Below are 21,602 nucleotides of genomic sequence, written 5' to 3' on the forward strand. Positions count from 1 at the left end.
AAGCTCTTGGTTCTGTCACATACGTGGCATCTATTTTTGCACAGATCGTAGATGTAGTATGGACGGAAAATGATATCTTCATAACAGGAGGGATGAAATCCTTTAGCTGCCTTCCATTAACTTTTGGAGTTTGCTTTCCGTTGAGGTTTGCGCATTGGGGGTGTAGATGCTGCAACGGAGATCAACACTGCCTTGTACCTGAAGAGAAGTTAGGTCAAATAGCATTTTGCCAGCCTTCGCATGACGAAATTCAATGAGCACCTCCGGTGCAGAGCTTACTTCACTCTGATTCCAAAGCTCGTTAAACTCCGGGTAGGCCTGGCTCATATTTTGTATAAATTGTGCATACCAGGGATCTGTCACGTATTGCCCGTAATAAGCGCGGAAAATAGCAAGGAACCCCTTTACAAAGTGTTCCCAATTCACAGCTAGACTTTTAAACTCCTTTTTGGTGAATAACAGTTCGATCATATTGCGTTGCTCATGTGGTAGCTCGGCAAAATCCATAAAAACATGAGCAGCAGCGGCGTTCCAGCCGACAATATGACAGCGCCGATCTGAAATAATAGCAGGGCAGTAGTGTAGCTCTTGTACGATCTTTTGCAGAGAGGGGGAAATGACGGCTTGCTCTGCAGGAGCAGGAAGGCTGTGAGACCCAGCCTCGATCGCCAAATCATACAAATATTTGCGCTCGTCTGTGTTCAACTGCAATGCGGCAGCAATAGCATCCAACACAGAGGCGGACACCTTAATATCTCGTCCTTGCTCCAGCCAGGTATACCAGGTCGTACTGACACCAGCCAGCTGAGCGACTTCTTCTCTGCGCAAGCCTGGTGTTCTCCGACGTGATCCTTGGGGGAGACCGACCATATGTGGGTGTAGGCGGGCTCTTTTTGTTTTTAGAAAAACAGATAGTGCTTCCAGACGTGCTTCCGTTTTCATAGGTATTTTCTCTCCATTCAATGGGTATATCCGAAGTGAGCCAATAAGGCGTGTACTATAGTAGTGTTCATTATACCAGGATAAACAAACACTTGTAATAGGATAAGACGAGGGTAAAATGAGGATTATAAGTAAGTCACCGAGCAGGAGGAATGAATAGATTATGCAAAGAGTAGTGATAACAGGTATGGGTGTCGTTTCCCCACTGGGTAATGAAGTGGACACGTTGTGGAAGAATTTGCTGGAAGGCAATTCAGGTATACGTAAAATTGATACATTCGATGTGTCCGATTTGAAAGCACAAATTGCTGGACTGGTACAGGATTTTGATGCAGAAAAGCAATGGGGACGTAAAGATGCTAGACGAATGGATCGGTTTACTCAGTTTGCATTATATGCGGCAGAGCAAGCGCTCAAGGATTCCGGTCTGGAACTGGATCACACCGATTTGGAGCGTGTCGGTGTTTATGTGGGATCGGGAGTCGGCGGTTTGGATACGTTGGTGGACAATGTAGATGTACTGCTACAGCGTGGACCGGGCAGAGTTAGCCCGACGCTGGTACCCATGATGATCTCAAATATGGCTGCTGCTCAAATTAGTATCGCGTTTGGAGCGATGGGACCTACGCTTTCCCCCGTGACGGCTTGCTCTATTGGGAATACAGCAATTGGAGAGGCGTTTCGGACGATTCGTACAGGAGATGCGGATGTCATTTTTGCCGGTGGAGCTGAAGCAGCGGTGTCCCGATTGGCCTTGGCAAGTTTCGCTAATGCAACAGCCTTGTCCACACGTAACGAGGAGCCTTCGATAGCAAGCCGGCCGTTTGATCAAGATCGTGACGGTTTTGTCATGAGCGAAGGAGCAGGCATCCTAGTACTGGAGTCGCTGGAGCACGCTACCCGGAGGGGAGCGGAAATCTATGGTGAGGTCATCGGTTATGGAGCGAGTTCGGATGCTTATCACATGGTTGCACCGCATCCCGAAGGAACCGGAGCTTACTTGGCGATGAAAGCGGCCCTTCGTTCGGCTCACATCTCCCCGGAAGAAGTGGACGTGATCAGTGCCCACGCAACGAGTACAGCTGTAGGGGATACCGCTGAAACTTTGGCAATCCACAAACTGTTTGGCGACTATGCCTATCAGATTCCGGTTACTGCGAATAAGTCCATGCTGGGTCATATGCTGGGAGCTGCGGGCGGGGTCGAAGCGATTGCGCTTGTGCAAAGCCTACGGGAGGGCATCATTCCACCAACGATGCACCTGGACAATCCGGACCCGGCTTGCGATCTGGATTATGTGCCTCACGAAGCGCGCAAGGCTCTACTAAATATTGGGCTATCTAATTCTTTCGGCTTCGGTGGTCATAATGCGGTCATTGTGCTGAAGCGCTACGAATCATAATTTGTAAGGAGTTATTGAAACCTCAGGCATTCTATTCGGCTGGATAGAGTACCTGAGGTTATTTTAATTGAAGAATAACAGATTCATTTTAGATCCGGATTTTGCAAAATTCGATACTAGTGGCTCTGAAGTGCAAGATATAGACGAACTAAACCATTTCGATCTATATCTTGTTTATTGAAAGTCGCTCAATGGATTTTTGCTAAATCCCAAGATAAGAGATAGAGTAAGATGAAGGAATACGATGAGGAGTTCATGGCTTATTTTTATTAATGGTGAAAGGTTTTGAAAAAATGAAAATTGACCGATTGCTTTCTATCGTCATTTTGCTACTAAAGAAAAATAGAATACAAGCGAAGGAACTGGCTGATTTATATGAGGTTTCGATCCGGACGATCTATAGAGATATTGAAGCGATTAGTATGGCAGGTATTCCGGTGGTGACTTATCAGGGAGCCAATGGGGGGATCGGCTTGATGGAAGGATACCGCCTGGATCGCAGTATGTTGACGGATCATGATGTCAAGGACATTGTAATGGGGCTGCAGAGTTTGTCCTCGTCGTTGGGCGGCCCGAATGTGTCGCGGTTACTTCATAAATTTGAAAGTATTATACCAGAGTCTGGGAAAGAGCAATTTAGTGTCCATACCACACAGTTTATCGTCGATCATTCGGGATGGGGAAATCGGGCTGCGCAGGAAGGCAAATTGATAAAGGTAAAAGAAGCAATGAGCCAAGCGCGCACTGTCGCCTTTACCTATCGAAATGCGGGGGGAGCCATTACAGAACGGAATGTTGAACCGCATACGCTCGTTCTGAAAGGACAACAATGGTTTGTATATGCATATTGTCCCGATAGGGAACAGTTTCGTCTATTCAAGCTTTCCCGCATGAGTGACCTTGTGGTTACAGAGACCGTTTTTGCTCGCAGGGATCTTTCTTATGAAGTGTTGCCGTGGAATGAGGGGCGGATGGAGGTATCCAGGGCCGTACAACCATTTACGCTACAATTTAACCGTAACTCAAGGCATCTGGCGGAGGACTGGTTTGGCGTAGAAGCATTGACCGAGCAGGAGGAAGGGATCTATACGGTCTCGGTCCCGTTTCCTGAGGATGCATGGGCGTACGGATTTATTTTAAGCCTGGGACCGGATGTGGTTGTCAAAGAACCAGCCCATTTGCGGGATAAGATTCATAAGATGGCGCTGCGTATTGCGTCTAATTACGAAGAAGTTCGGGAATCATAAAGGAATTCTTAGATTAAAGTAAAACAAACCTGACCCATAGTTGTCAGGTTTGTTTCGTTATACTGGTGGCATACCTGATATCAGATAGCGAAAGGGGATTTACGAGGATGGATAAAGCTTGTCAAAGTTGTGGGATGCCGCTGGAGCATGAGGACCAATATGGAACGGATGCACAACATCATAAAACGGATGAGTATTGCAAGTATTGTTACAAGGAAGGCGAATTTGTACAGCCTGAATTGACTATGGAGGGGATGATTCAGCAGTGTGTGCCTATCCTGGTAGAAGAGGGGATGCAGGCAGAAGAAGCGACTTCGATGCTGCGTAATTACCTACCGCATTTGAAAAGGTGGAGGTCTTTAGAGGATACAGAGCTTCAACTTGATGGACCCATTCGGGAGGAATACCGAGGTGAAATCCATTTAATTGGGTTGAAAGCACGTACAAATAATCAGAAGGAACAAACATCTCACGGGATCATTCCAAACATGTGGGAACGTTTTTGGAGTGAGGGTGTGCCAGGTCGGATCAGGGGGCATGAAGGATCTGCTTCTGTCTATGGTTGCTATACTGACTATGAAAATGGAGCTTTGGGAGAGTATACGTTTTTTATCGGAAAGGAAGCGGATAAGGATTTCCAGACTCCTGATGACCTTCAGGAACTTGTCATTCCGGCTGCACGCTACGCCATTTTTCAGGCAACTCAGGAACCCTCTTCTGTCTTCCGTGTATGGCAGACGATCTGGCAGTGGGCTGCCACGGGACAAGGGGAGCGGACATACACAGGTGATTTTGAGGTGTATGGCAGTCCTGATGAACCTGTTTTGATTTATATTGCAATCAAGTGATAATTTTGTCATGACAGAAGAGAACCGCCGGTCATTGTCGTGGACCCGGCGGTTTTTTCTGATTCAATCAATAGCAGTCTCCCCATCAAGTTGAACGTCGAGTTAAAGCCCAAAAGATGAGAGCCAGAGCACTGACACCAGCTCCTAATAGACACACCCCGTTCCATCCGGCATAGATGTACATATGAGTGGAGGCAATGGCCCCGGTGGCGCTACCGATGGAATAAAATATCATGTAGCCTGCGGTAAGTCGGCTTCGTGCCTCAGGGCGAACGTTGAAAATCAAGCTTTGGTTTGTGACATGTACAGCCTGTACGGCCAAATCCAAAAGTATTACGCCAAGAACTAAAGCGAATAGAGAATGCTCGGTATAGTGAATAGGCAACCAGGACAGTAGCAATAAAACTAATGCAACACCCGTCGTCCGTTGTCCCAAGCCCTGATCGGCAAGACGCCCTGCTCGTGCTGCTGCTAATGCTCCGGCGACTCCAGCCAGACCAAAGGCCCCGATAGAAGTATGTGAAAGAGAAAATGGGGGTGCACTGAGAGGTAACACAAGCGAAGTCCACAATATGCTGAATGCCGTAAAAATGAGCAATGCAAGGACAGCGCGAATGCGTAGAATTCGTTCTTGCACGAACAACAAGATAACCGATCGGAGCAGCTGCGGATAGGAAAGTGTCGCACTTGTGGGTTCGTTCTTTGGCAACACCCGCAACAGAGCTCCAGCCATAAACAACGTAAGTATAGCAGAAACAAGGTAAACTGAACGCCAGCCTGCCAGATCAGTTAATACACCGGCCACGGTTCGTGCCAGCAGAATGCCGATAACGACTCCACTGGTCACCAGACCTACGATACGCCCACGTTCAGTCGGATTAGCCAAGGTAGAAGCGAAAGCCACGAGTGTTTGAGTGACTACAGCCAGCAGACCAACCATTGCCATTCCCATAAGCAGTATTGTACGGGTAGGAGCAAAGCTAACCACGATTAGTGCCAGCACGGATAGCAGCATTTGTCCTGTAATCAGTCGCCGTCGATTCAAAAGATCGCCAAGCGGGACGAGTAGCAGTAATCCCAAAGCATAACAAATTTGCGTCACCGTAATGACCATACCTACCGATGAATGCGTAATTCCAAACTCGTGCGCCAACGCGTCAAGTAATGGTTGCGCATAATAAATGTTGGCGACAGCCAGCCCACAGGCTATGGCAAACAAGAGTGCCACAGATCGGGACAAGGAGGGAATGGGGGCTGTTTCGGCAGCATTTGCTACCGTTTGATGAGGGAGCAGTACCGTTTTTTCTTCTGACGTCTTCATTTTCACATACCACGTCGCTTTCTGTAATTTACATACCGTTTAATATAATATACCGATTGGTATGTAATGAATTTAGGTCAATATAACTCGTGTACATATGAAATGTCAAGAGTTCGTCATGTACATATTTGACAGTTTCTTATCGTGATTATACAATCTTAATATACTGAACGATACGAAAAGAAGGGGTTAGTTATGGTTCGACCACGGGAATTTGATGAAGATCAAGCATTGGATGCAGCGATGCAAATTTTTTGGGAAAAAGGATTCGAGGCCACGTCTTTAAGTGATTTGACCTCCCATATGGGAATTCAGCGCCCTAGCATTTATGCTGCCTTTGGAGACAAGAAGCAATTATTCGAAGCCGCGCTGCGCAAATATACGCAATCCCACGCTGCTTATGTACGCTCTAGACTACAAAGCAATTCTTCTGTAAAAGAAGCGTTTTACAATTTTTTTGGAGGAGTCGTGGCAGAAGAGTACGAGGATGGGCCTAATAGGGGATGCTTTTGTATTAATACGATGGTAGAATTAGCCCCTCATGATGAGAAATTTGAAATTTTAACCAGAGAGCATCAGATGTATCTTTCTGCTGTCTTTCAGGAGACCCTCGAGCGTGGTATAAGATCAGGAGAGCTGGAGGCTAGCATGGACGCACGAGCTCTGGCCCATACGTTGGTCTCTTTGTTAATCGGGATTACCGTGATGATGAAGTCACGCCCAGAGCGTTCTTTTGTGGATCATGCGGTTGCGACTGCACTCATGTTGCTAGATGGAAAATAACTTAGGAAGGGAGAACACCTGGATGCCACAGATAAAGGCCGTTCAAACTTCAATTGGGGCATTGTATGGACGTGATGCGGTCTATTTGGACCATGTGCATATGAATTATCCGAAGAAGGAGCTGGTTTTAAAGGGAGAAATTAATGGGGGGCTGGCAACGGAAGCAGCAGATGATTTTGTGCCCTATGAACTGATATTTACAGAAGTATACTACTTCAACATGATTGAATTAGACGTCGCTTTGCACATGTCTGAACGGGAATATACGCAGGGCAGCAGCTTTGATGAGCTTACAGATACGCCATTATTAGCTACAATAGCAAGCGCGCGGGGGAAAAATCTAAAGCACTATATGCTGAAAACCTATGACGATATATTAGAAATCGCTTGTGCTGACTATAAAATGGTTATATAACGAAGTTGTTTTTTACGAGAGGAGGAGGATTAATGAATACCCAAATTGAACTATTAAACGTGACAATACGTGTGATGCAAGGGGATATTACCCGTTGTAAGGCCGATATTATTGTCAATGCAGCCAATACAAGCTTGCTGGGTGGCGGTGGCGTAGATGGCGCGATTCATAGGGCTGGCGGTCCAGCTATCTTAGAGAATTGTGTAAGTATCAGAAACAAGCAGGGTGGATGTCCCGTAGGAGAGGCAGTTTATACCACAGCTGGCAAGCTGGATGCCCAATATGTTATTCATACCGTCGGCCCTGTGTGGAATGGTGGCGACCATCGGGAAGAGGAGCTATTGGCGAAATGCTACCATAATGTACTCCAATTAGCTTTAAAACTGAATGCACGAAGCATTGCCTTTCCGAATATCAGCACAGGCATCTACCGTTTCCCGAAAGAAAAGGCGGCGGATATTGCTATACAGGAAGTGACACGTTTTGTACGTGAACATGCTGCTTTGAATGAGATTATTTTTGTTTGTTTTGATGCAGAAAATGCTCAGTTATACAGCCGTAAGTTACAAGATGGTGTTAACGATATTCAAAAAGATACAGTTGAATGACAGAATACATGAGTAGAAATTAGGGGGGATCATGTATGCATGAGGGGCAAAACCAGGAACATTGGCCGGTGTGGGCTACGGAGCCTGTAAAAATAGTGAATCCTGATCCTGCCTGGTCAGAGCAGGGCTTAAAGATCATTCACCAGTTGCGGGAGTTATTACTGCCGTTTAAGGTGACGGAAATCGAACATATAGGAAGCACGGCAATTCCCAATCTTTCCGCTAAGCCCATTATTGACATAATGGCAAAATTAGAATCTTGGGATCAACTGGAACAGATCGTGTCTGCTTTACAACCAGCAGGCTGGAACTATGTTCCGCCTGAATTGGACGGTCGGGAATGGAGAAGATTTTTGGTTAAAGTGGAACAGGATCAAAGAAAGGGACATCTGCATCTCATACTGAAATCTGATGAGCATTGGGATCGGCAGCTATTGTTTCGGAACCGACTTCGTGAACAGCCTGAGCTGATTCAGCAATATGATGTATTAAAAAGGCGGCTGGCGATGGAAAATCAGCATGATCGTGAAGCGTACACGGAGGCCAAGACTGATTTTGTGCAAAACGTTCTGAATATCGGACATCCTAAAGATTAGGATGTCCGGACTCCCGGGTACTTTCCGACCAAGCGCCGAAATCTCCGACATTTGTTATTGCCGTGTAGGGGAATGGCCGGAAGGCTTGCCAGCACACCAGAAAAGGCTTATTCAGAAGCTACTATAATAGTGTTCATCCAGTACTCATGTTCATTTCGTGATAGGAAAATCGTATTTATAGACGTTTCAAGAATGCGCTGATGCGTTCCAAAGCCATTTCCAGCTGTTCTCGCGATGACGCGTACGAGCAGCGGATAAAGCCCTCGCCGCCTGGGCCAAATGCGGAACCGGGTACAGTAATGACTCCTTCTTCTTCCAGCAACCGCTTGGCAAACTGCTCTGAACTTAACCCTGTGTGCATAATGGAAGGAAAAGCATAGAAGGCACCGTTTGGTTCGTGACATGGCAGTCCTGTCTGACATAGGCCTTCAACGAACCATTTTCTACGCAGATTGTAGGATTCCATCATACGATCCTTTTCCTCCAGCCCGTTGCGCAGGGATTCAATAGCGGCAATTTGTCCGATAATAGGAGCGCACATGGCGGTATATTGATGAATCTTCAGCATAGCTGAAATCAGCTCCCTTGGGCCACACACGTAGCCGACCCTCCAGCCTGTCATCGCAAATGCTTTGGAAAAGCCGCTGATGAGCAGGGTGCGCTCTTTCATGCCTGGCAGAGCAGCGAAGCTTACATGCTTCTGTCCATAGGTCAGTTCAGCATAAATTTCGTCTGATATGACGACAAGATTATGCTCTTCAACCAGGCGGGCAATCGGTAACCAATCCTCATAGGTCATCACCCCACCCGTCGGATTATTCGGATAACAGAGAATAAGCACTTTGGAACGTGGAGTCAGCTTGGCTTGGAGTGCCTTAGCTGTGAGCTTGAACTGCTGATCCGCAGAGGTTTCAACCGTCACGGTATGTCCTCCGTTCAGAAACGTGATGGGCGAATACGAAATATAACATGGAGCCGGAATGAGTATTTCATCGTCTGCGGTGATCAGGGCGCGTAGTGCCAAATCCAGTGCTTCACTGCTTCCAATGGTAACCATGATTTCATCTGTCGGGTTGTAGGATGTGCTGAAGCTGCTCTCCAGATACCCGGCAATCTCCTCACGAAGCTCGGGAAGTCCAGCATTCGGTGTGTATGATGTTTTACCATTTTCCAGTGCTGTGATACAGGCCTTTCTGACATGTTGAGGGGTTACAAAGTCTGGTTCACCAACACCAAGCGATACAATATCTTTTCTGCCAGTACTATATTCGAAAAACTTACGGATGCCTGAAGGCGGCATTTCCCGTACAGCCGGAGTCAAAAAATCGGTTATAGATACTGCTGTCGATACATTTGTCATGATGATTTCCTCCTTTTTGAAAAACAAAAAAACCCGCCCCTGTAAAAGGGACGAGTTTATACCCGTGTTACCACCCTAGTTTCATTCCATACGAAATGACACTCTGTTCACGTATCCATCAATACGTGTTCCGGTTAACGCTGGAAAGGCGGCAGAGCTTACTTCAGGTTCAGCCCGCTTCTCAGAGATGGCGTTCGGCTACCCTCGGAATGTTGGCTTTCACCTGCCCCAACTCTCTGCAAATCCGCTGTATAGCTTACTCGTTCTCGTCATTGAAATTTGTTACCGTATCAAGTTAGGTGTAATTATAAGCACAACCTTTCAGGATGGCAAGTCTTTTTTTCATAAACTTTAAAGACACATCATCATCATTGACGACTGGAAAATAACGTATATAGTGGTATAAAGGGGATTGTGCCCCAGATTTCAATGTGTTATATGACTATATTGTCAGAGAGGAATGGTACTCCTATGAACGTATTTGAACGCTTTAGCGGTAAAGTTTTGCCGGCGGATTGGAGCTGGATCAATGAGCCGGTTGAATGGAGATTCGATGATTCCAAGTCTTTGCAAATTTCTGCACCTTCACAGGCAGATTTCTTTAGGGATCCGTCTGGCGCAGCGGTAAAATCGTCCGCACCCTTTTTGCATACAACGCTTCAGGGTGATTTTACAATATGGACGAGGGTTCGTGTTGATATGAAGCAGCCTTATGATTCAGGATGCTTGATGATGATGGCGGATGATACCCATTGGGCTAAGCTGTGCTTTGAATATTTTGAAAGCACTCCATCTATTCTTAGCGTGGTCACTCGGGATACATCCGATGATTGTATCTCTGGGGCGATGGACGTGTCCAATCCGTATTTACGAGTGGCACGAGCTGGAAATTGCTTTGCATTTCATTATTCATCAGACGGCCAGCATTGGAAGCTGGCGAGATATTTTGGTATGAATGTTCCTAACCAGCTCAAAGTCGGAGTTGTTGCTCAATCTCCGGTGGGGGAGGGCTGTGCTGTTACCTTTGATGCCTTGACGATAACAACCCATGTATCCGAGGACATACGAAACGTGGAGTAAATAGACAAAGGCCTCTCTAAGTATGAAAGCGCTATAAAACAGGACTTAAAAAGACGTATATACGCATACACAGGCAGGAGGTAGATGGAAACTTGCTGTTAAGAAGGAAGGGTTACAAGTTGCCCAGTTTGTTGGGAGTGCTGCTTGTAGCTACGTTGGGCTGCTTCGGACTCATTATGTATTTGCAGTCCACAAGCGGAACGAGGATGTATCAATTTCTGTATTGGGATATATTCCTGGCCTGGGTTCCGGTCTTTATCACTCTGGGAATGATGGCTTTATCCAGACTGCGAAGTACAAAAGTGAGGAGTATTCTTTTATTTTTCTCCTCAATGGTATGGTTGTTTTTTCTGCCGAATGCTCTTTATTTGGTGACTGAGTTACTTCATGCGTTTCGTTTTTACGATGTGAATCCTGATACACGTTTTTGGTTGAACACCCAATTTTGGTTAATCTTATTTACGTCTTTTTCAGCAGCAGGGCTTGGCCTTTTTCTTACATCCCTTTGTGTATTGGTGATCCACCATATGCTGAGGAGGATTTGTTCAGGCGGGCTCGCATGGGCTGTAGTTTTTGTGTTGTTGTGGCTGGCCAGCATAGGTGTATATATTGGTAGATTTGCTCGCTGGAATAGCTGGGATATATTATTGCAGCCACTGGTGCTCCTTACGGATATTTGGAGATGGGGAGTACATGCAGTACCAAGGCTTCATTTGCTGTCCTTTTGCTGGTTGGTGTTTGGGATAGCAGTCATTTTTTATTTATTGATCTATATCTCTTTAAGTGAGGATCAGGATATTTAGGCCGAGGACCTGTATTCAATGAATACAGGTCCTCGGCCTATTTTTACATGTGGCGTGTCAGGAGTTGGCGTTGTCCTCCCCGTGCACATCATAAAGCACGCGCACAAGCAAATCCTGACTGAAATTCCCAAACCTTTTGCCGAAAATAGTGAGCCCACCTTTGTTTTCCGATTGATCGGTTACGGATAAGCGGAGTGTAATGTCGCTTTTATAGTTAAGGTTAATATCGTCTATTGTGACTTCGGAAATGCGGCACCCGTCAATGAAGCTGCCTTGCTGATTGATGCGAATTAATTTGAGCATACCATATTGATTTAAATGCGGTGGCCACCAATCTGGATTGAGAACCCCCGGCACTTCTCCAAAATCTCCGGCGCTGGTCCAGTGTCCAATAGGGATACCGTTAATGTGAAAACAAATGTCGGAGGGATATTCCTCACAATAGCAGGGTGCTTCTGAGCCTAGTTCTGCGGAGAATTGAATTTCTTTAAAGGATTGATTCGCTTTCAGATAGTTGGGAATGCGGTATTCCAAAAAGCCTTCGGCCATCCAGATCATTTCCGACTCCAGTCGCTCGGGATCTGCAAAATAGCGTGGATCATCAAAATCGCCGATAATGCTGTCTCGGGTCACCAATCCACAAGTGGGGGACGCTTGATAGTTACTATAATGACCTACGCGAATCTCAACCTCATACACATTTTTTTGTTCTCTGCTGCGCAAATCTACCATCAGCTTATCCTTATTCAAATAACACATTTTTCGGGTACCGTGCTTGCCGCTCACGGTATTGATCTCCACAAGACCGCATTCTTCCAATTTTCGAATATGCATTGTAATTGTACCGTTACTCAAATTAAGTTTGTTGGCAATGTCATTCATACTTTGTCCCTGGTAAGCAAGTAACTCGAGAATTTGAATGCGGATTTCTGAACCCAGTGCTTTAAAAATATCTAATCCTGACATTAAGTCCTTAATATAAATCATAGCTATAGACCATCCTTATCTATAAAAATTGTGATGTAAGCGCTTATATATTTACTTTGATTTATGTTAAAATAAAATCAAAAAGAAGTAAACTGCTTTTTTGTAAATTTTTTTTACTAAACAAAGAGAGGAGCGAATTGAACTCCAAATTAGGGATTACTCCAAAATAAATCGTATTTTAGATTTATTACTGGTTTTTTTGATAAAAATAAACTTAAATACGTTTTAATTTTGCTTTCCATGTTACTCTAACTTATGTTTTATAACTATTTAAAAAGATTGAAAAATACATTGACGAACCGAGGAAAGGCATGCTATATTTTGTTTGTAAACGAATTCATTATTGATAAAGAAAAATGTTAATTATACGGTACATGAGAGGGATGATAATCACAGCGGCAATCAACAACGGGTTGTGTACCGCACAGTTAAAGATTAGGCCGAGTGGTATGAAGTTATTTTAGCACCGATTGTATGCGGTTTCATTTAAATTTAGGAGGGGTCGCGTTGATAAAGAAAAAAGGTTTTGCAATAACAATGGTTGTTTTGTTGTTAATGGTGGCTGCACTGGCTGGTTGTAGTGGGGGGAGTTCCAGTAGTGATGGAAGTAAGGAACTGACATTCATGTTCCGTGGTGGAACAGATGAACAAAAGGCTTATAAGGAAGTAATCAAGAAATTTGAAGCGGAACATCCTGGCGTAAAGGTTAAAATGGTCGTGACTGCAGCAGATCAATATGCCACAAAGCTTAGAGCTGCAATTACAGGAAACAATCTTCCAGATATCTTTTATTTTGCCCCTGGAGATGTGAAGGCTTATGTAAACAGTGGGGTGTTGAAGAATCTCACTCCTTACATTGAGAAGAACAAGGATATTAAACTGGATAACATTTGGAAATACGGTGTGGATTTGTATCGCTATGACGGTAAAATGGCCGGCCAAGGAGATATTTACGGTATGCCGAAGGACTTAGGTCCATTCGCACTCGGCTACAACAAAACGATGTTCGAAAAAGCGGGCGTTCCCTTGCCTGACAAAGACAAACCGTATACATGGGATGAATTTATCAAGGTTAGCCAAGAGTTGACCAAAGATACCAATGGTGACGGCAAGCCAGATCAATACGGTACAGGCTTTAACGTTCAGTGGGCATTGCAAGCCTTTGTATGGAGTAATGGGGCTGACTGGCTGGATGAGAGCAAAACTAAAGTAACGATTGATGATCCGAAATTTGCGGAAGCGCTTCAGTACTTTGCTGACATGCAAAACAAATATAAAATCACACCTGGTATTGAACAATCGCAAACATTGGACACATACCAACGTTGGATGAAGGGTGAAATGGCATTCTTCCCGGTAGGTCCTTGGGATATGAGTACATTTGAAAAACTGCCATTCGAATATGATTTGCTGCCGTTCCCAGCCGGATCGACTGGCAAATCAGCAACATGGATTGGTTCTCTGGGTATCGGCGTTTCCTCTAAAACAAAATACCCGGATGAAGCTGTTGAACTGGTTAACTATTTGACGACTTCTAAAGAAGGAATGAAGCAGCTTGTAGATGCCAAGGTACAAATTCCGAATCTGCTGGACATGGCTGATGAATGGTCCAAAGATACGAAAACCAAGCCTAACAATAAACAAGAATTTATTGATATCGTAAATGACTATGGACGCTCATTACCAGGCAACTATACGTATAATGCAGAATGGTACGATATTTTCTTCACAGATATTCAACCTGTGCTGGATGGTAAAATTACGGCGGCTGATTATGTGAAACAAGAACAACCGAAGATGCAGAAACTGCTGGATAAAGCGGTGGAGCAAGAGAAAAAATCACAGAAATAATGCGTAAATAGAGGAAAAAGGATGATGTTAGTGGCTGAATATCATGCTGCTAACATCATCTTCATTCCAAATTAGAAACAGAGGTGAGCCCTGTGATAACCAAATCTAATCTCTACCGCAAAGAGAAGGTATATGGATACTTATTTATTCTTCCACCTATTCTCGGTCTGCTAATCTTTACGTTATTCCCGTTTGTCTATTCGTTATACGGCTCTTTTACAGACTGGGACGGATTGGGACAAATGAACTTTATTGGTCTCGACAATTTTAAAGATTTATTTAGCGATGAGCTCTTTTATAAATCGATGTACAATACGCTTTTTTTAATGTTGGGTATTCCAATCGGTCTTGTACTAGCTTTACTGCTGGCACTAGGTTTGAACCGCAAGATTCCAGGTACGACAACATTTCGTGTAATTTACTATATCCCGGTTATTTCTTCGTTGGCTGCCGTTTCTATTATGTGGAACTGGGCATACAACGGAGACTATGGTTTGGTGAATCAATTCCTCGAAATATTCGGTATCAAGGGTCCTAACTGGCTGATGGATAAGGATACGGTCAAGCCGGCCTTGATTCTCATGACCGTCTGGAAGGGGCTTGGATATACGATGCTGCTATATTTGGCAGCCCTGCAGAGCGTGTCTCGCTCTTATTATGAAGCAGCAGAGCTAGATGGAGCTAGCGGATTCCAAATGTTCCGCAATATCACATGGCCAATGGTGAAACCAGTAACCTTCTTCCTGGTCGTAACTAATATCATTGGTGGTTCACAAATCTTTACTGAAATGAACATTATGACACCTACAGGGGGTCCGGAATACTCATCCGCCTCAATCGTCTTTTATATTTGGGATAAGGCATTTAAAAACCTGCAAATGGGATATGCCTCCGCGATGGCTATGATTCTCGGCATCTTCATTTTTATCGTAACTTTGATTCAATTCAAAATGAATGAAAAATCGTCCTTTGATGGGGATTGATTTTCGCGGAAAGGAGTGAGTCTGATTATGTCCCATAGTCAAAAAACGAAAGTTACCAATATCATTATCTTTATTGCACTAGCGATTGGAGCGATTGTGATGATCGCGCCACTGCTTTGGATGCTGTCCACTTCGGTGAAAGAAAAGCAGGATGTTTTTGCTCTTCCACCAGTATGGATACCAGAGGTGTTCCAGTTTGGCAAGTATAAGGAAATTTGGGAAGCAGGACCTTTGTTAAGCGGGATCAAGAACAGCGTGATTGTGGCTGTAAGTGTTACCGTTGTGGGTACCTTTACATCCAGTGTGGCCGCTTTTGCATTTGCAAAGCTGAGATTCCCTCATAAAAACAAACTGTTTTTGGCACTCATCGCATCTATGATGATTCCATACCCAACGGTTATGATTCCACAGTTTATGATGTTTTCCAAACTTGGCTGGGTTGATACACTTTTACCTCTGATCGTTCCAGGCTTATTCGGAAATGTAGTTATGATCTTTTTCCTGCGGCAATACTTGCTTAGCGTACCAGATGCCATTATCGAAGCTGCGAAAATTGACGGAAGTTCTTATTTCCGACTCTATTCGTCGATTACGTTCCCGCTCATTAAGCCAGCAGTTGCGGCACAGCTTATTTTATGGTTCATGGGAATTTGGAACGATTATTTGGCACCGATTATTTACTTGAACTCACCAGAAACGCAAACACTGCAGCTGGTTATCGCGAATTTTAATGCGACTTACGCCATTCAGACGGACTATCCGCTTATAATGGCAGCATCCATTATAGCTTTGTTACCTGTACTGATTATATTCTTGATCTTCCAGAAACAAATTATTGAATCGGTTGCCATTTCGGGTGTCAAAGGTTAATTGACACTTGGAGGGTACGGATGAACGATGTAAGGCAGTCACAATATGTAATGGGTAAAGGAAGGAGGAGAATAACAGTTATGGTTGTGCTGCTCATGCTGGGTCTATCCGGCTGTGGGGATAACACTCCGGACCCTGTGTATCCGCAGGCTCCGCCTCCCGATCACTTGTATGATCAAAGTACGATTAACGATGAACAGCGCTGGACCATTAACAATGCGCATGACCCGGCGATTATCAAAACAGATCAAGGCTATTATGTCTACTCAACGGATGTAAAGACAGGTGGAGAATTGAGACCTGGTGTCATGGTACGCAAATCGACTGATCTGATTCACTGGAACTGGGTTCAGTATGCACTCCCTGGCATTCCAAAGGAAGCAGAGGCGTGGTCATCGGCAACCAATCTGTGGGCACCGGACATTATCAAGATGGGTGATACCTATCGCATGTATTACTCCGCTTCTACCTTTGGCAGCACACGGTCTGCGATCGGATTGCAGACATCCAGCTCCCCAGAAGGCCCTTGGAAGGATGAGGGACTGGTCGTTAAAACGGAAGAACATGACAAGCTGAATGCGATTGATGCCAATCCGGTGCTGGATGCAGAGGGAAATCCATGGATGGTATACGGGTCTTTTTTCGGCGGTATCTATATTACACCGCTTGATCCCCAGACTGGAAAGCTCAAAGAATCTGGCTATGGTAGAAATATCGCTGCCAGAGATCGGGCAACTGAGGACGGTGCTGTAGAAGGGCCTTACATTGTGTACAATCCAATGTTCCGTAAATACTACTTGTTCGTCTCGTATGATTCTTTGTTTGAGGACTACAATGTTCGCGTTGCCCGTTCAGATTCTATCACAGGCCCTTATGTGGACATGAATGGACATGATATGGCAGATACCAGCTATTTGCCTCAATACGAGATCGGAAACAAGGTATTGGGCGGTTATCGGTTCAGCGAAGGAGAAGGCTGGGTTGCGCCAGGTCACAATTCTGTCCTGAAGGACGGTGCGGATTATTATATTGTACATCATGCGCGGGGAGAAACGGACAAGAGCTGGCCGTACCTGCATGTACGCAAAATATTGTGGACGGCAGAGGGCTGGCCGGTCGTCTCTCCGGAGCGGTATGCGGGCGAAAAGGAGCAGGATATACCCAAAAGGCTATTATCCGGCAACTGGGAGCGCATCGTGATAAGGCAGGAAGTAGACGGCCAGGTGGAAGCTGAACCGCTCCGTCTGGAAGATGGAGGGCGGGCAACCAGCGGTTCTCTTGAAGGTCACTGGAGTTTTGATGGCAAGCGTACTCTAACAATGGATTGGAGCAATACATCCGCAGGAACAAAGGAAGAATTGTTATTGCTTCCTTCATGGGACTGGGAGCTTGGTCGCCATACTTTAATTTTCACGGGTATGAATGAAAAAGGAATTTCCATTTGGGGAAAACGTATCAGCGATTAATTGTATGAACTACATACTACACATAGAGGAGAGAATAACCATGAATCAATCTGTACCCATTAATAATCCGGTCATTGAGCAACGGGCAGACCCTTGGATTTACAAGCATAGTGACGGATACTATTATTTCACCGGATCTGTGCCAGAGTATGACCGCATTGAGGTTCGACGAGCAAGTACTATTCAAGGCCTGAGTACAGCAGAGCCTGTCGCAGTGTGGCACAAATATGAAACGGGCCCGTTAAGTGCGAACATTTGGGCACCGGAAATTCATTATATTAATGACAAATGGTACATTTATTTTGCAGCAGCTCGTACAACAGAAACGAAGGAAGGCCTGTTCGACCACCGGATGTTCGTGCTTGAAAATGATTCAGCTAATCCTCTGGAAGGGGAATGGGTGGAAAAAGGACAGATCAAAACCCGTTGGGAGACGTTCGCTCTCGATGCGACAACCTTCCAGCATAATGGAGTTTTGTATTATGTGTGGGCTCAGAAGGACCCTGACATCGTCGGTAATTCCAATCTGTATATTTCCGAAATGAGCAATCCATGGACGTTGCGCGGTGAGCAGGTGATGATCTCCACTCCTGAATATGATTGGGAAATCATCGGTTTTAAGGTGAATGAAGGAGCAGCGGTTCTGAAACGGAACGGGCGGATCTTTATCAGTTATTCAGCTAGCGCCACAGACCACAATTATTGCATGGGTCTGTTGACGGCAGATGAGAATGCGGATTTACTTGATCCGAAATCATGGACGAAATCACCTGAGCCGGTATTCTGCACCCATGAGGAAACAGGACAATTCGGGCCAGGTCATAACAGTTTTACGGTTGCTGCAGATGGTAGTGATGTTATCGTATATCACGCCCGGAATTACAAGGAAATTACAGGCGACCCGCTGTATGATCCGAATCGTCATACACGTGTGCAGCCGTTCTACTGGAAAGAAGATGGAACACCTGATTTTGGTATTCCAGTACCAGATGGCGTTTCTGTTAATAAATAAGCGAAATCTATTATAGATGGTTAACGTGTTGCACAGCGGCACTGTAACTTTCTAGAAATCATAGGGGATTATGATTCGGCTGCATATAACAAGAGTAATAAGATATCTTCTGAGCCTTCAGGCTGGAGGATATCTTTTTGCTTTTGGGACGGCATGAAGGACTCTTTTCAAAAACTTCGATTTCTGCTATATTTAAATCGTAATATTTACGAATTGATCAAGGGGTGGAAATCTCGTGAACGAACGGATCGATCCGTTTACCGTTAAAAAGGTTGAATACCTGCTGAATGGCTATATTGCGCTAAAGGTGCCAGGCTACGTGCGTTCTGACGTGCGGCTCATTTATCAAATAGAGGATAACTGTTTGATCTTGACGGAGGAAAGGCCTTCTAATGAAACTGAGTTGTGGGATCGCACGGACATTGTCCAATTTCGCTGGGAAGAAAATCATTGGCATGTATATGCCCGGCAAGAGGCTGAAAGCTGGCAGCGTGTAAAAGAGATTGCACCTAATCCGTGCTTTGAAGAACAGCTCGAACAGGTAGAAATAGATCATGCAGGTATTTTTTGGACAGGTTAACGAAGTACAGAATGATAAGTTCGGAAGATGGAGGTAGTGGGAGTCGTGTCGTTAAACTGTATATGGAAATAAACAGGCTGACCGTAATTCCTTATATGGAAGTTACGGTCATTTGTTTTGTCTGAAGTGGCACTGTCTAGTGCACTTGAGGGTTATGTGTGCGTTTGGAAAGTATGTCAAGCGGTTGATTGATACAAATGTTTAATATTTTCCACGAGGTGGAAGTTACAAATGTATGGTAAAGTGTAGTATATACAAGGTTTTAATCCAAATGTCTTATTCAAAGTCTCCTGTGCATACCGAATCCGAATCACACGAGGTGAGAAAAATGTTGCAATCGTTAAAAGCCATTGCTAATTACAGGAAAGAAAATGATCTGGCCTGGGATACACCGACTTGGTTAAAGCTGCTTGTTTCGGCTGAGGAGCGTATTGTAAATTTGGAACGCATTCGATCTATAGGTGAGTTAAAGGATGCCAATCCTGTACTGGATTACGTGGAGCGTACGTTGCTTATTTTGGACGGACTTCCATTGTCATTCTGGGTTAAAGAGCTACTGGAGGATGTATTGGTATGGTCTGAGACAGCCAAAGGAGGCACAGTCCGCGAACGGCTACGCTGGCAGCATGAGGGTATTAATTTATTTGTACATAATATCGGATCCTCCCAACTGTATGTCAGACAGGCCCAAGCGGAGTCCCCTGCTTACCCGCGCAATAGCATGACCCGAATTCTGATTGAGACGCATGGATTGATCGGGCAATATATACGGGGGGAAATTCCTTTTGCTGAAAATCGACTGCTGCTTGAAATTACTCGTAAGGGCTGGCTAAGCCCTGAGGAACTGGAGCTTGTTTTACGGGCCCTGAACGAGTGTATTATCGCCGGGGTGGAACCTGCATTATGGGATCAAGTACGCAGTGAAGTGGAGCAGCTGATCGGCTGGATTGCATGGGATAACGCACCTGTAGTCTGGAGTGTAAAGGAGCGACTGGAAAGATTACGGTCGGTTTCCATTCATGAAGGGGAGCCGTTCGAGCAGGCTTACACAGAACTAGAGCGGGAGTTGAATGTAGAGAAGGCGCTGGCTCCGTTGGAGAATCGGACACTTTGGTATGTAGAATCAGCTTTGCAGGATTTTTCACTTCAAGAACTGGTAAAGGTATTTTTACTCACATTAAGGGATGGCACAGGGCAGGAACAGCCTGCGACCGTTCGCCATATCAGTTTCGAATCGCTCATGAATACGATGTATTATGACTATCGTGGTGTCAAGAAAATTAACGTATATAAAAAACGAATGATAGAAAAATATTTAAGTGCACTGTCTTGGCAGGACATTTCAAAAGGAAAACGGAAGCATAATCCTCATTTGAGTGTGATCGTGGAGCATAAAGAGGAGCTGCCGAGTACTGTATTTTTTAATTTTGTATTTTCATCTGCGGCTGAGAAACTGATTGACTTTTGTATTGAGGCAGAAAAAACGCCTCTGTATGACAAAGCAGTCCTGCTGCTGTTCGATCTGTTCGGATTACGGCGCGATGCGTATGATCGCTTTCACAATGAGGAAACGTACCTTACAGATATGAACCAGACCGTAGATTACAAAAGGGTCATTTTAGATTATGTGACTGGAACCCGCATACTGGATATTGGACCCGGCGGGGGCGTACTGCTGGATCTGATCGAACAGGAAAGACCAGATGCGAAGCCATTAGGTCTTGATATTTCTGTAAATGTCATTGAGGCACTTAAACGTAAAAAGCAATTGGAGCGCCATCGTTGGGATGTCATCAAAGGGGATGCGCTTCAGTTAGAGGAATATGTGGAAACGGGGAGTATGGACACGGTCATCTTCTCTTCGATTCTTCACGAGCTCTATTCCTACATTGAACGAGATGGGATTCGGTTCAATCCACAAACAGTGGAGGCAGCTCTGCAGAGCGCCTATCGTGTGCTTGCACCCGGCGGGCGTATCATCATTCGTGACGGGATTATGACCGAACCAGTAGAGCAGCGCAGACGAATTCGATTCTTGGAGCCGGATGGAATGGAATGGCTGATACGGTATGCGCAAGATTTTGCAGGTCGCCACATTGAAATAGAGCGTGTGGGGGAGCATGAGGCTGTTTTACCAGTGAACGATGCGATGGAATTTCTCTATACCTATACATGGGGAGCGGAAGCCTATGTGCATGAAGTGCAGGAGCAGTTTGGTTATTTTACCCCGTCACAGTATGAAGAGTGTATTCGTAGCACACTTGGATCACAAGCGATTATCCGCGTGAGCCGCCACTATTTACAGGAGGGCTATGCCGAGGCGCTGTCCAGACGTGTTGAGTTCATGGATGAGCAGGGCCGGCAGGTTTCTTTGCCAGACAGCACCTGTCTGATCGTGATTGAGAAGCCGAATAATAGGGTTGGAGTTGCTGAATGATTTTTAAATTG

At 45.1% G+C, this 21,602-nt stretch carries 20 protein-coding genes and 1 other annotated feature; of the genes, 16 read left to right on the plus strand and 4 right to left on the minus strand.

Annotation, left to right across the window (positions count from 1 at the left end; all coding sequences use genetic code 11):
- Window positions 1–102: 102 nt before the first annotated feature.
- Entirely contained in the window at window positions 103–942 is an 840-nt protein-coding gene (locus tag NSS94_RS09530; protein ID WP_023988057.1) for a helix-turn-helix transcriptional regulator, read from the minus strand.
- A gap of 163 nt (window positions 943–1,105) precedes the next feature.
- Between NSS94_RS09530 and fabF the strand changes: the two genes are divergently transcribed.
- The 3 genes from fabF (at window position 1,106) to NSS94_RS09545 (ending at window position 4,439) form a co-directional block, all read left to right on the plus strand.
- Window positions 1,106–2,344 (plus strand): beta-ketoacyl-ACP synthase II, encoded by a 1,239-nt coding sequence (gene fabF, locus NSS94_RS09535; RefSeq protein WP_029516739.1) that lies wholly within the window; start codon window positions 1,106–1,108, stop codon window positions 2,342–2,344.
- Between the two features lie 293 nt (window positions 2,345–2,637).
- Window positions 2,638–3,591 (plus strand): helix-turn-helix transcriptional regulator, encoded by a 954-nt coding sequence (locus NSS94_RS09540; protein ID WP_029516740.1) that lies wholly within the window; start codon window positions 2,638–2,640, stop codon window positions 3,589–3,591.
- A 107-nt stretch (window positions 3,592–3,698) separates the two neighbouring features.
- On the plus strand, window positions 3,699–4,439 hold the full coding sequence (locus NSS94_RS09545; protein WP_341039207.1) for a zinc ribbon domain-containing protein: 741 nt from the start codon (window positions 3,699–3,701) through the stop codon (window positions 4,437–4,439).
- 85 nt (window positions 4,440–4,524) lie between these two features.
- Here the strand turns inward: NSS94_RS09545 and NSS94_RS09550 are convergent, their stop codons facing one another.
- Window positions 4,525–5,760 carry an MFS transporter gene (locus NSS94_RS09550; RefSeq protein ID WP_341039208.1) on the minus strand — a complete coding sequence of 412 codons (1,236 nt, stop codon included), beginning with the start codon at window positions 5,758–5,760 and terminating at the stop codon, window positions 4,525–4,527.
- 195 nt (window positions 5,761–5,955) lie between these two features.
- Between NSS94_RS09550 and NSS94_RS09555 the strand changes: the two genes are divergently transcribed.
- The 4 genes from NSS94_RS09555 to NSS94_RS09570 are packed head-to-tail and all read left to right on the plus strand — an operon-like array spanning window position 5,956 to window position 8,162.
- Window positions 5,956–6,543 carry a TetR/AcrR family transcriptional regulator gene (locus tag NSS94_RS09555; RefSeq protein ID WP_341039209.1) on the plus strand — a complete coding sequence of 196 codons (588 nt, stop codon included), beginning with the start codon at window positions 5,956–5,958 and terminating at the stop codon, window positions 6,541–6,543.
- Between the two features lie 22 nt (window positions 6,544–6,565).
- Window positions 6,566–6,958: a hypothetical protein gene (locus NSS94_RS09560; RefSeq protein WP_328802339.1), complete on the plus strand. Its 393-nt coding sequence runs from the start codon at window positions 6,566–6,568 to the stop codon at window positions 6,956–6,958.
- 32 nt (window positions 6,959–6,990) lie between these two features.
- Complete coding sequence (locus NSS94_RS09565; protein WP_341039210.1) at window positions 6,991–7,566, plus strand: O-acetyl-ADP-ribose deacetylase; 576 nt, start codon at window positions 6,991–6,993, stop codon at window positions 7,564–7,566.
- 35 nt (window positions 7,567–7,601) lie between these two features.
- Window positions 7,602–8,162 carry a GrpB family protein gene (locus NSS94_RS09570; protein WP_341039211.1) on the plus strand — a complete coding sequence of 187 codons (561 nt, stop codon included), beginning with the start codon at window positions 7,602–7,604 and terminating at the stop codon, window positions 8,160–8,162.
- Window positions 8,163–8,337: 175 nt separating this feature from the next.
- Here NSS94_RS09570 and NSS94_RS09575 read toward each other — a convergent pair whose 3' ends face one another.
- Window positions 8,338–9,522: an aminotransferase class I/II-fold pyridoxal phosphate-dependent enzyme gene (locus tag NSS94_RS09575; RefSeq protein ID WP_250244582.1), complete on the minus strand. Its 1,185-nt coding sequence runs from the start codon at window positions 9,520–9,522 to the stop codon at window positions 8,338–8,340.
- A gap of 43 nt (window positions 9,523–9,565) precedes the next feature.
- Window positions 9,566–9,804, minus strand: a binding site (T-box leader).
- A 189-nt stretch (window positions 9,805–9,993) separates the two neighbouring features.
- Between NSS94_RS09575 and NSS94_RS09580 the strand changes: the two genes are divergently transcribed.
- Both NSS94_RS09580 and NSS94_RS09585 read left to right on the plus strand, forming a co-directional pair.
- On the plus strand, window positions 9,994–10,602 hold the full coding sequence (locus tag NSS94_RS09580) for a DUF1349 domain-containing protein (RefSeq protein WP_341039212.1): 609 nt from the start codon (window positions 9,994–9,996) through the stop codon (window positions 10,600–10,602).
- 92 nt (window positions 10,603–10,694) lie between these two features.
- Window positions 10,695–11,405 (plus strand): DUF1361 domain-containing protein, encoded by a 711-nt coding sequence (locus NSS94_RS09585; protein WP_341039213.1) that lies wholly within the window; start codon window positions 10,695–10,697, stop codon window positions 11,403–11,405.
- A gap of 57 nt (window positions 11,406–11,462) precedes the next feature.
- On the opposite strand, the gene NSS94_RS09590 is transcribed toward NSS94_RS09585, so the two are convergent.
- Window positions 11,463–12,392, minus strand: coding sequence for an ArsR/SmtB family transcription factor (locus NSS94_RS09590; protein WP_341039214.1), 930 nt, complete (start codon window positions 12,390–12,392; stop codon window positions 11,463–11,465).
- Window positions 12,393–12,899: 507 nt separating this feature from the next.
- On the opposite strand from NSS94_RS09590, the gene NSS94_RS09595 reads away from it, so the two are divergent.
- From NSS94_RS09595 to NSS94_RS09625, 7 genes are all read left to right on the plus strand, one after another.
- Window positions 12,900–14,243: an ABC transporter substrate-binding protein gene (locus NSS94_RS09595; protein ID WP_250244585.1), complete on the plus strand. Its 1,344-nt coding sequence runs from the start codon at window positions 12,900–12,902 to the stop codon at window positions 14,241–14,243.
- Between the two features lie 92 nt (window positions 14,244–14,335).
- Window positions 14,336–15,226, plus strand: a complete 891-nt coding sequence (locus NSS94_RS09600; protein ID WP_013309768.1) for a carbohydrate ABC transporter permease — start codon at window positions 14,336–14,338, stop codon at window positions 15,224–15,226.
- Between the two features lie 27 nt (window positions 15,227–15,253).
- Entirely contained in the window at window positions 15,254–16,096 is an 843-nt protein-coding gene (locus NSS94_RS09605; protein ID WP_029516751.1) for a carbohydrate ABC transporter permease, read from the plus strand.
- A gap of 80 nt (window positions 16,097–16,176) precedes the next feature.
- Window positions 16,177–17,562: an arabinan endo-1,5-alpha-L-arabinosidase gene (locus NSS94_RS09610; protein WP_341040405.1), complete on the plus strand. Its 1,386-nt coding sequence runs from the start codon at window positions 16,177–16,179 to the stop codon at window positions 17,560–17,562.
- A 40-nt stretch (window positions 17,563–17,602) separates the two neighbouring features.
- Entirely contained in the window at window positions 17,603–18,574 is a 972-nt protein-coding gene (locus tag NSS94_RS09615) for a glycoside hydrolase family 43 protein (protein ID WP_341039215.1), read from the plus strand.
- Between the two features lie 235 nt (window positions 18,575–18,809).
- Window positions 18,810–19,154, plus strand: coding sequence for a DUF3024 domain-containing protein (locus NSS94_RS09620; RefSeq protein WP_029516754.1), 345 nt, complete (start codon window positions 18,810–18,812; stop codon window positions 19,152–19,154).
- A gap of 328 nt (window positions 19,155–19,482) precedes the next feature.
- A complete protein-coding gene (locus NSS94_RS09625) occupies window positions 19,483–21,591 on the plus strand; it encodes a class I SAM-dependent methyltransferase (protein ID WP_318626706.1) in 2,109 nt (702 codons plus the stop codon).
- Window positions 21,592–21,602: the final 11 nt, after the last annotated feature.

Origin of the sequence: Paenibacillus sp. FSL L8-0644, from assembly GCF_038008165.1 — a bacterium.
GTDB classification, from domain to species: domain Bacteria; phylum Bacillota; class Bacilli; order Paenibacillales; family Paenibacillaceae; genus Paenibacillus; species Paenibacillus polymyxa_D.